Genomic DNA, 11,002 nt, shown 5'->3' on the forward strand with positions numbered 1-11,002 from the left:
CCCCTGCGTGGCTCAGTCGATTCTGGCGCCTGAGCCGCCCTCTTCCAGCGGCTCGTCAGGGTCGGCGGGCAACACGATGTATACGCCATCAAACACCGCACCGCACTCTTCATTCCCGTACAGCTCCACTTTCAGCTGCACGCGCGCCTTACGACCGCGCGCCAGACGATCAAGATCGCCACTCAGCGAACCGAGATCGGCAATAGCGCCGGGCCGTCCGCTGATCGGTTTACTGTAACGAATATGGGCATCTGCCAGAATAATAGTACCACCCAGATGGCGCTCCCGCAGCAGCAGCCAGATCAGACCCCAGCCGGTAAGCGTGGCCAGCGAGAACAGGCTACCGGCAAAAAGGGTATGGTGAGGGTTCTGATTACCGGTTTCCGGCATCGTGGTAATAAATTTCTGCCCGGTATATTGCAGAATGCGCACCCCCATTTTTTCGCTCAGGGGGATATGATCATACCAGGCTTGCTGCAACTGTCCGCACCAGTCAGCACGATGCAATATATCATCCAGCGTCACCACCGGTTTGATCATCAGATAATGGCGTACCGGTGCAGATTGCGGCGCAGTAATTTCGCCCTGATTGACGTACCCCAGTTTGGCAAAGAACTCCACCGCATCCTCACGTGCGCTGCAGGTTACTCGTTTGGCCCCTTCCTGGCGGGCCACGGACTCCAGCGTCATCGCCACCAGCGTGCCCAGACCTTTGCCCTGTACAGAAGGGTGCACGGCAAGGAAACGAATTGCCGCCTCGTTGTCAGCATTGATATACAGGCGCCCGATGGCAACCGGATTGCCCTGTTCGTCCACCACCATCTGATGGTGCGCCAGCGCATCCCAGGCGTCACGTTCAGAACCCGGCGGCTGACGCAGCGGTTTGCGTAACATCTCCCAGCGAAACTGGTAGTAAATCTCCAGCTCCTCTGCCGTTTGCGGTACACGAAGGTGATACATATAGTGTTTCTCCCGTTCGGAGCTTGCGTGGCTGATCCCTTGCCGCTCGGCTGATAACCTCACACCTGCAACCAAAAGGTGACCGGACCATCATTGACCAGCGCCACTTTCATATCGGCGGCGAAACGGCCATTTGCCGTGATAATACCCTGCTTACGGCAGCAGTCACTGAAATAGTGATAAAGGCGCTCCGCCTCTGCGGGCTCGGCGCCGCCTGAAAAGGACGGGCGCATCCCTTTCTGCGTATCGGCGGCCAGGGTAAATTGCGAAACCACCAGTACACTGCCGCCCGCCTGCTGGACGTTGAGATTCATCTTGCCATTTTCATCGCTGAAGATGCGGTATCCCAGCACCCGTTCTGCCAGCCGTTCGGCACGTTTTTCGTCATCGCCCCGCTCGACCCCCAACAGAATCAGCAGACCGGCCCCAATTTCGCCCGTTACGCTATTGTCGACAGTAACGCTGGCGTTCAACACGCGTTGAATCAAAGCAATCATGTTTCCTCTCGTTCTTTTTCTTGTTCCTGCTGTTTTAACTGACGATAGTCATCCAGGGTTACAGTGATTTCGGCGCCCAACAAGACGATACACCAGGTCCAGTAGACCCACAGAAACAGAATCGGGATGACTGCCAGCACGCCGTAAATTAACTGATAAGAGGGAAACATCGTAACATAGAGCGCGAACGCTTTTTTTCCTGCTTCAAACAGCAGTCCGGCCACCAGCGCCCCCACCAGGGCATCTCGTGGCGGCACGCGGCGCGTGGGAACAATGCTGTAAAGCAACCAGAACGCCAGCCATGACAGCAGCAACGGAAAAACACGCAGGACCTGGTCGATCAGGCTGGTCACACCCGATTCGTTCACCCAGCGCAGCGAGAGCAGATAAGAACTGATCGCCAGGCTCGCCCCGGCCAGCAGCGGCCCGAGGGTCAAAATCATCCAGTAGACGGCAAAAGAGTAAACCAGCGGCCGCTTTTTATGGCTACGCCAGATTTCATTCAGTGCCGTATCCACGCTGTGCATCAGCAGCAGCGCCGTTACGATTAACCCTACCGCGCCGACCGCCGTCATTTTATTGACGTTGGCGACAAACTGTTCGAGATAGCGCTGCAGGATATTGCCGGCCGCGGGCATGAAGTTATTAAAAATAAAGTTTTTCAGCTGTACGCTGATTTCAGAAAAGACCGGGAAGGCGGCAAATAACGAGAAAACCACTGCCACCAACGGCACCAGCGCCAGTAACGACACAAAGGCGAGATTGCCCGCCTGCGTCGTCATACCATCGTCATTAATGCGATGCCACAGCAGTCTGAGCCAGCGCAAGAAGGCATGTGCTGAGTGGCGCAGGTGTCGTAAGCGCATAAATCAGAGGTGACCGGCAAACCAGCCCGGAACCGTTTTGTTGTCAGTTACCAGGACGCTTTCAATTCCCAGCGCTCGCGCGGCTTCGACATTGGCCTGATTATCATCGAAGAACACAGCCTGATCGGCACTGAACCCCTCCTCCTGCAGTACGTGCTGATAGATACGCGCCTCCGGCTTGCGCATGCCCAGTTCCTGCGAGAGATAGATTTTATCAACCGCCTGCTGGATTTCCGGGTATTGCGTGGGCCAGAAGGTGCAGTGGAGTTGGTTGGTATTGGAGAGAATCACCACCCGATGTCCCTGCGCGCGCAGTTGTTTTATCAGGGACAGCGTATCGTTGCGCACCCCGACAAAGAGCGCCTGCCAGCCCGCCGTAAACTGTTCATAGCTCAGCGCCACATCCAGCTGCCCACAGAGCAAGGCGGCAAACTCTTCATCACTGATCTCGCCACGCTCATGTTGTTCAAAGGCCTCATCCATCCGGAACCGGCTTTTCAACTGCGCCAGCGGCATGCGGCTCAGGTCGCTCCAGACTCCCAACACGCGGTTAAAATCGATATCAACAATGACATTGCCTAAATCAAAAATATACAGCATGACCTACTCCTTCTGTTCCCTGGATCATTCACTCTAGCGGCAAAACAAGACGCTGAACAGGCGGGTCGGGGGAGAAAAATGGAAACTGGAATATGCAGCAGAATTGTGACGTTAAGGAGAAACGGCACAGCCAGTGTCAGTCAGCGCAACGGGGATAATGGAGAGTGATCCGCTGCTCAGCGGGAAAGTGACAGGCATAAAAAAGCCCCGCCAGAGCGGGGCTTTTGCATCACGGAAACAGAAGAATTAAGCTTCTTTGCTGCCGCGTGAAGCACGCTTACGATCGTTCTCGGTCAGATGACGTTTACGGATACGCACGGAAGTCGGCGTAACTTCAACCAGTTCATCATCATCAATAAACTCAATCGCCTGCTCAAGGGTCATCTTGATCGGCGGAACCAGGGTGGTGGCTTCGTCAGTACCGGAAGCACGCATGTTGGTGAGTTTTTTACCGGTCAGACAGTTAACCGTCAGGTCGTTAGAACGGCTGTGAATACCGATGATCTGGCCTTCATACACTTCCGCACCATGACCCAGGAACAGCTTACCGCGATCCTGCAGACCAAACAGCGCAAAGGCTACCGCTTTACCCTGACCGTTAGAGATCAGTACGCCGTTCTGACGCTGGCCCACTTCGCCCGGACGCACGTCGTCGTAGTGGCTGAAGGTGGAATAAAGCAGACCCGTACCAGAGGTCATGGTCATGAACTCGTTACGGAAGCCGATCAGACCACGGCTTGGGATCACGTAGTCGAGACGTACGCGGCCTTTACCATCCGGATCCATGTTTTTCATGTCGGCTTTACGTTCGCCCATCGCCTGCATGACCGCGCCCTGATGCTGTTCTTCGATATCCAGCGTCACGTTTTCAAACGGCTCTTGTTTACGGCCATCCACTTCACGGAAGATAACTTTCGGACGGGACACGGCCAGCTCGAAACCTTCACGACGCATGTTTTCGATCAGCACAGACAAGTGCAGTTCACCACGGCCTGACACACGGAACGCATCCGCGTCTTCGGTCTCTTCAACGCGCAGCGCCACGTTGTGCACCAGCTCTTTACGCAGACGCTCAAGGATCTGACGTGAAGTTACGTACTTACCTTCTTTACCGCAGAACGGTGAGGTGTTGACGTTAAAGAACATGGTTACAGTCGGCTCATCCACGCTCAGCGCAGGCAGCGCTTCAACATTTTGCGTATCGCAAATGGTATCGGAGATGTTCAGTTCGCCCAGACCGGTAATCGCGACGATGTCGCCCGCTTCTGCCAGCTCAGTATCGATACGCTCCAGGCCCAGATGGCCCAGCACTTTACCGACTTTACCGTTACGGGTTTTCCCTTCGCTGTCGACGATGGTCACCTGCTGGTTCGGCTTGATTTTGCCGCGCTTGATGCGGCCAATGCCGATTACACCCAGATAGTTGTTGTAGTCCAGCTGAGAGATCTGCATCTGCAGCGGGCCATCCAGGTCAACGTTCGGAGCCGGCACGTGCTTAACGATCGCTTCATACAGCGGCGTCATGTCTTCGGCCATATCTGAATGGTCATTACCCGCGATACCCTGCAGCGCAGACGCATAGATAATCGGAAAGTCGAGCTGCTCATCGGTAGCGTCGAGGTTAACAAACAGGTCAAACACCTGATCGACAACCCAGTCAGGACGCGCGCCCGGACGGTCAACCTTGTTGATTACCACAATGGGCTTCAGGCCATGGGCGAAAGCTTTCTTGGTCACGAAACGCGTTTGCGGCATCGGGCCGTCCATCGCATCGACAACCAGCAGAACCGAATCCACCATGGACATTACACGCTCAACCTCACCACCGAAGTCAGCATGTCCCGGGGTATCTACGATGTTGATACGGTAGTCGTTCCATTTGATGGCGGTATTTTTTGCGAGGATGGTAATTCCACGCTCTTTCTCCAAATCGTTGGAGTCCATTACGCGCTCGGTCGCTTCGGCGCGTTCGCCGAAGGTACCAGATTGTTGCAGCAGTTTGTCAACCAGGGTGGTCTTACCATGGTCAACGTGCGCGATAATGGCGATGTTACGCAAATTTTCGATCACAGCTTTGCCTCAGGCATTAGAAATAGCGCGCTATTGTACACGGATTAAGCGAAAGACTGAACACGATCACAGTTTTCACTGAAAGTTTATCGCATCTCACCTTTTTAGCCTCCTTTATAGTGCAAAAAGTGCACAGCAGGATAAATTTGCACCAAAAAAGTGCTCAACAGTTCGCCATTGGCACCATTTTAGTGCACTGTATCCATGGTGGTGCAGCTGTTGCAGGACGCCAGCACGTCTGAAAGCGCCATTTTAGCCGCTCTGAAAAAGTTGGCACAGAATTCGCTTTATTCATCACAAGCGAAAACGACAGTTACACAACGGTTGAAACAGCTTGTCGAGATCTTTGTTCAGAAAGTGTATGCGCCTCGTTACGCATTCCAGCTAACTAAGTTCTCTAACCACGACAACAATGATATATCCAGGAGAGTTGAGTATGTCTGCTGAACACGTTCTCTCGATGATGAACGAGCATGAAGTTAAGTTTGTTGACCTGCGTTTTACCGATACCAAAGGTAAAGAACAGCACGTTACTATTCCTGCGCACCAGGTTAACGCTGACTTCTTCGAAGAAGGCAAAATGTTCGATGGCTCTTCCATCGGCGGCTGGAAAGGCATTAACGAGTCAGACATGGTGCTGATGCCGGATGCGACTACCGCAGTAATGGATCCCTTCTTCGAAGATCCGACCCTGATCATCCGCTGTGACATCCTCGAGCCGGGCACCATGCAGGGCTACGATCGCGATCCGCGTTCCATCGCTAAACGTGCAGAAGATTTCCTGCGCGCTTCCGGCATCGCGGACACCGTTCTGTTTGGACCTGAGCCGGAATTCTTCCTGTTCGATGACATCCGTTTTGGCTCTTCAACGTCCGGTTCTCACGTCGCTATCGATGATATCGAAGCGGCCTGGAACACCGGTAAAGAGTACGAAGGTGGCAACAAAGGTCACCGTCCGGGTCTGAAAGGGGGTTACTTCCCGGTACCGCCGGTTGACTCTTCACAGGACATCCGTTCTGCCATGTGTCTGACCATGGAGCAGATGGGCCTGGTAGTTGAAGCTCACCACCATGAAGTTGCGACCGCAGGTCAGAACGAAGTGGCTACCCGCTTCAACACCATGACCAAAAAAGCGGACGAAATTCAGATTTACAAATATGTCGTGCACAACGTTGCGCACGCCTACGGCAAAACTGCGACCTTCATGCCGAAGCCAATGTTTGGCGATAACGGTTCCGGTATGCACTGCCACATGTCACTGTCAAAAGGCGGCACTAACCTGTTCGCTGGCGACAAATACGGCGGCCTGTCTGAAACTGCCCTGTTCTACATTGGCGGTGTCATCAAGCACGCTAAAGCAATCAACGCCCTGGCGAACCCGACAACTAACTCTTACAAACGTCTGGTTCCGGGTTATGAAGCACCGGTTATGCTGGCTTACTCTGCCCGTAACCGTTCCGCCTCTATCCGTATCCCGGTAGTTGCCAGCCCGAAAGCACGTCGTATCGAAGCGCGCTTCCCGGATCCGGCTGCTAACCCGTACCTGGCCTTCACCGCACTGCTGATGGCTGGCCTGGATGGCATCATCAACAAGATCCACCCGGGCGATGCGATGGACAAAAACCTGTATGACCTGCCGCCGGAAGAAGAAGCTGAGATTCCAAAAGTGGCAGGCTCACTGGAAGAAGCACTGAACGCCCTGAACGAAGACCGCGAGTTCCTGACCCGTGGCGGTGTGTTCACTGACGATGCTATCGACGCCTATATTGAACTGCGTAAGTCTGAAAATGACCGCGTTCGTATGACGCCGCACCCGGTAGAGTTTGAGCTTTATTACAGCGTTTAATCTGGTTTGACGTTTTTTGTTGCCGTGGAAACTTTCAGCCCATCTTCGGATGGGCTTTTTTCTCCACGAATTCACCGGTCATATGACGAGCCGCAGGCTCAAAGACTATAATGCACCAAATTGGTGCAGAGGAACGCTGTATGGCAACTGGCACACTGCCCGATGCTGGGCAGATTCTCAATTCTCTGATTAACAGTATTTTGCTGGTCGATGACGAGCTGGTGATTCATTACGCTAATCCGGCCGCACAGCAATTACTGGCGCAAAGTTCACGTAAATTATTCGGCTCGCCGCTGCCTGAGCTCATCGGCTACTTTTCGCTGAATATTGAGGTAATGCGCGAGAGTCTTGCGGCTGGCCAGGGCTTTACCGACAGCGAAGTAACCCTGGTGGTGGATGGCCGGGCGCATATTATGTCGACCACGGCACAGCGTCTGCCCGATGGCTTAATTCTGCTGGAGATGGCACCGATGGATAATCAGCGTCGCCTCAGTCAGGAACAGATTCAGCACGCGCAGCAGGTTGCCGCACGTGATTTGGTACGCGGTCTGGCACATGAAATCAAAAATCCGCTCGGCGGTTTACGCGGCGCGGCGCAGCTGCTTTCCCGCGCCTTGCCTGACCCGTCCCTGAATGAATATACCAAAGTGATTATTGAGCAGGCGGACCGGTTGCGAAACCTGGTCGACCGCTTGCTCGGCCCCCAGCAGCCGGGAATGCATGTGACACAAAGCATTCATCAGGTGGCTGAACGGGTGGTAAATCTGGTGTCGATGGAGTTGCCGGACAATGTGTCGCTGGTACGGGATTACGATCCCAGCCTGCCGGAACTGCCCCATGACCCGGATCAAATTGAGCAGGTGTTGCTGAACGTGGTGCGCAATGCGCTACAGGCGCTGGGCGAAGAAGGCGGCACCATTATTTTACGCACCCGTACGGCCTTTCAGTTAACGCTGCACGGCGTGCGCTACCGCCTGGTGGCACGCATCGATATTGAAGATGATGGTCCCGGTATTCCGGCGCAGTTACAGGATACGCTGTTCTATCCCATGGTTAGCGGGCGCGAAGGCGGTACCGGCCTCGGTTTGTCGATTGCCCGCAGTTTGATCGATCAGCATTCAGGAAAAATAGAGTTTAACAGTTGGCCTGGCCATACCGAATTCTCGGTTTATCTTCCTATTCGCCAGTGAGGTTTCTATGCAACGAGGGATAGTCTGGATCGTCGATGACGATAGCTCCATCCGCTGGGTGCTTGAACGTGCGCTCACTGGAGCCGGTTTAAGCTGCGCCACCTTTGACAGCGGTAACGAGGTGCTGGATGCGCTGGCCACCAAAACCCCGGACGTATTATTGTCAGATATTCGTATGCCGGGCATGGATGGCCTCGCGCTGTTAAAGCAGATTAAGCAACGCCATCCCATGTTACCGGTGATTATCATGACCGCACACTCCGATCTGGATGCGGCGGTCAGCGCTTATCAGCAAGGCGCGTTTGATTATCTGCCGAAGCCATTTGATATCGATGAAGCGGTGGCGCTGGTAGAACGCGCCATCAGCCATTATCAGGAACAGCAGCAGCCGCGTAATCAGCCGGTCAGCGGCCCCACCACCGACATCATCGGTGAAGCGCCAGCGATGCAGGATGTCTTCCGTATCATTGGCCGTTTGTCGCGCTCCTCCATCAGCGTGCTGATTAACGGCGAGTCAGGGACCGGGAAAGAGCTGGTGGCTCATGCGTTGCATCGCCACAGTCCGCGGGCAAAAGCGCCCTTTATTGCCCTGAATATGGCGGCGATCCCGAAAGACCTGATCGAGTCTGAGCTGTTTGGCCATGAGAAAGGGGCATTTACCGGTGCCAATCAGATTCGTCAGGGGCGCTTTGAGCAAGCCGATGGCGGCACCCTGTTCCTTGACGAAATCGGTGATATGCCGCTGGATGTGCAAACGCGCCTGCTGCGTGTGCTTGCTGATGGACAATTCTATCGCGTCGGCGGTTATGCGCCGGTGAAAGTAGACGTGCGTATTATCGCCGCAACGCACCAGAACCTGGAAATGCGGGTGCAGGAAGGGAAATTTCGTGAGGACCTGTTCCATCGTCTGAATGTGATACGTGTTCATCTTCCTCCGCTCCGGGAACGACGCGAAGATATTCCGCGTCTGGCGCGTTACTTCCTGCAGGTTGCGGCCCGTGAACTGGGCGTCGAAGCGAAAATTTTGCACCCGGAAACCGAAGCGGCGCTGACACGTCTGCACTGGTCCGGCAATGTGCGTCAGCTGGAAAACACCTGTCGCTGGCTGACGGTGATGGCTGCCGGTCAGGAAGTGCTGATTCAGGATCTTCCGGCTGAGCTGTTTGAATCCGGTACGCCGGAAAGCCCCACGCAGTCACTGCCCGATAGCTGGGCGACTCTGCTGGCGCAATGGGCCGATCGGGCGCTGCGTTCCGGTCATCAAAATTTGCTTTCAGAAGCGCAGCCGGAAATGGAACGCACGCTGTTGACAACCGCCCTGCGTCATACCCAGGGGCACAAGCAGGAAGCGGCCAGGCTGCTGGGCTGGGGACGCAATACCCTGACACGCAAGCTGAAAGAGTTAGGCATGGAGTAACACGTAACAGGCCGGATGTGATATCTGGCCTGTACGTTCCCTCCAGGCTACCGGATGCTGTCTGTTTTCGCTGCGGGCAGCATCCGGATAAATAAATATCGCCTTCCGCCGTTACCTCTGCTTTATCGCTGGCTAAAATATCGCGCCGGGCTTACCAGTCGCCATAGGGGTAGGTTTTGCCTTTGATGAATTCTTTGATAAAAGCGTCATATCCGTCCGGAATGCTGTAGGAAAAATCAATGCGCGCAGGGATACTTTTGCAGACATCCAGCGCTTCGCCGGACAGCGTCGTGATCTTCTCTGGCTCAACCGGCAGGTTGTCACCCGCATTGTTCTGTAGCCAGATACGTACCTTCCCCTGTGGTGCCAGGCCAAACAGCACCGTATCGTACCAGGTTGTATTGCCGAACCTGTCAGTACCGGCGGGCGTCAGCATCTTCTGACGCATCGCTTCCGGGAAAATGATATGCGTTTCGTAAGTTTTTCTATCAATCGTCGAATCCCAGCAGAACAGAATTTCTTCCGGCGGATGGCGCGCTTTGTTGAACTGCGTATATCTTCCTACTCGTTTACTCCAGACATTTACGCTTTCAGGGTTTTCCTGCACGCTGTCCAGCGTGTGCCAGGTATAGAGCACCTGTTTCGCATCAATCATCGCGACATAGGTCACATCAGCAGGCAATGCTCTGGGAGTAAAAAAGGCAAAGCCCCATTTTCCGTAAGGCATTGCGCCGGTATCTTCCGGGGTTACGGGCCCGCCAGCCTGACAGCCGGTCAGCAGCAGTAAACAGGCTGTAACGCCGCTTTTCAGTTTCATATTTGCTTGCCATCCATGTAGTGCAGTGACGTCTTTCCCTGCTTATCTTCTGTAACAACCGTGCCGGGCTTACCAGGTGCCATAGGGGTAGGCTTTGCCTTTGATAAATTCTTCGGTAGTTTGGGTATATTTATATCCTTGCTTATGCGCAGAGATGCCTTTGCAGACATCCAGCGCTTCGCCGGACAGTGTGGTGATCTTCTCTGGCTCAACCGGCAGGTTGTCACCCGCATTGTTCTGTAGCCAGATACGTACCTTCCCCTGTGGTGCCAGACCAAACAACACCGTATCGTACCAGGCTGTGTTGCCGAACCTGTCAGTACCGGCGGGCGTCAGCATCTTCTGACGCATCGCTTCCGGGAACACGATATGCGTTTCATAGGTTTTCATATCGATTATCGAATCCCAGCAGAACAGGATTTCTACCGGCGGATGGCGCGCTTTATTGAACTGCGTATATCTTCCTACTCGTTTACTCCAGACATTTACGCTTTCAGGGTTTTCCTGCACACTGTCCAGCGTGTGCCAGGTATAGAGCACCTGTTTTGCATCAATCATCGCGACATAGCTCACATCAGCAGGCAATGCTCTGGGAGTAAAAAAGGCAAAGCCCCATTTTCCGTAAGGCATTGCGCCGGTATCTTCCGGGGTTACGGGCCCGCCAGCCTGACAGCCGGTCAGCAGCAGTAAACAGGCTGTAACGCCGCTTTTCAGTTTCATATTTGCTTGCCATCCATGT

At 54.3% G+C, this 11,002-nt stretch carries 10 protein-coding genes; 3 read left to right on the top strand and 7 right to left on the bottom strand.

Annotated elements, in window-relative coordinates; translation table 11 throughout:
* Positions 1-12: 12 nt before the first annotated feature.
* From fabY to typA, 5 genes are all read right to left on the bottom strand, one after another.
* Positions 13-960, bottom strand: coding sequence for a fatty acid biosynthesis protein FabY (fabY, locus tag E0E17_RS06860; protein ID WP_130832787.1), 948 nt, complete (start codon positions 958-960; stop codon positions 13-15).
* A gap of 59 nt (positions 961-1,019) precedes the next feature.
* Positions 1,020-1,457 (bottom strand): D-aminoacyl-tRNA deacylase, encoded by a 438-nt coding sequence (gene dtd, locus E0E17_RS06865; protein ID WP_130832789.1) that lies wholly within the window; start codon positions 1,455-1,457, stop codon positions 1,020-1,022.
* The gene (locus E0E17_RS06870; RefSeq protein WP_130832791.1) at positions 1,454-2,323 is read right to left on the bottom strand and encodes a virulence factor BrkB family protein; all 870 of its coding nucleotides are present in this window, start codon (positions 2,321-2,323) and stop codon (positions 1,454-1,456) included. Before E0E17_RS06870 ends, dtd begins: the two co-directional genes overlap by 4 nt.
* 3 nt (positions 2,324-2,326) lie before the next feature.
* Entirely contained in the window at positions 2,327-2,923 is a 597-nt protein-coding gene (gene yihX / locus E0E17_RS06875; protein WP_130832793.1) for a glucose-1-phosphatase, read from the bottom strand.
* A 246-nt stretch (positions 2,924-3,169) separates the two neighbouring features.
* Positions 3,170-4,993, bottom strand: coding sequence for a ribosome-dependent GTPase TypA (typA, locus tag E0E17_RS06880; RefSeq protein ID WP_130832795.1), 1,824 nt, complete (start codon positions 4,991-4,993; stop codon positions 3,170-3,172).
* A gap of 436 nt (positions 4,994-5,429) precedes the next feature.
* On the opposite strand from typA, the gene glnA reads away from it, so the two are divergent.
* The 3 genes from glnA (at position 5,430) to glnG (ending at position 9,446) form a co-directional block, all read left to right on the top strand.
* Entirely contained in the window at positions 5,430-6,839 is a 1,410-nt protein-coding gene (gene glnA / locus E0E17_RS06885; protein WP_130832797.1) for a glutamate--ammonia ligase, read from the top strand.
* Between the two features lie 140 nt (positions 6,840-6,979).
* The gene (gene glnL / locus E0E17_RS06890; RefSeq protein WP_130832799.1) at positions 6,980-8,029 is read left to right on the top strand and encodes a nitrogen regulation protein NR(II); all 1,050 of its coding nucleotides are present in this window, start codon (positions 6,980-6,982) and stop codon (positions 8,027-8,029) included.
* 7 nt (positions 8,030-8,036) lie between these two features.
* The gene (glnG, locus tag E0E17_RS06895; protein WP_130832801.1) at positions 8,037-9,446 is read left to right on the top strand and encodes a nitrogen regulation protein NR(I); all 1,410 of its coding nucleotides are present in this window, start codon (positions 8,037-8,039) and stop codon (positions 9,444-9,446) included.
* A 151-nt stretch (positions 9,447-9,597) separates the two neighbouring features.
* Here glnG and E0E17_RS06900 read toward each other — a convergent pair whose 3' ends face one another.
* A complete protein-coding gene (locus E0E17_RS06900) occupies positions 9,598-10,263 on the bottom strand; it encodes a DUF2931 family protein (RefSeq protein WP_130832803.1) in 666 nt (221 codons plus the stop codon).
* Between the two features lie 69 nt (positions 10,264-10,332).
* Complete coding sequence (locus tag E0E17_RS06905) at positions 10,333-10,983, bottom strand: DUF2931 family protein (protein ID WP_130832805.1); 651 nt, start codon at positions 10,981-10,983, stop codon at positions 10,333-10,335.
* Between the last annotated feature and the right edge of the window lie 19 nt (positions 10,984-11,002).

The organism is [Erwinia] mediterraneensis, assembly GCF_900604315.1.
GTDB lineage: Bacteria > Pseudomonadota > Gammaproteobacteria > Enterobacterales > Enterobacteriaceae > Pantoea > Pantoea mediterraneensis_A.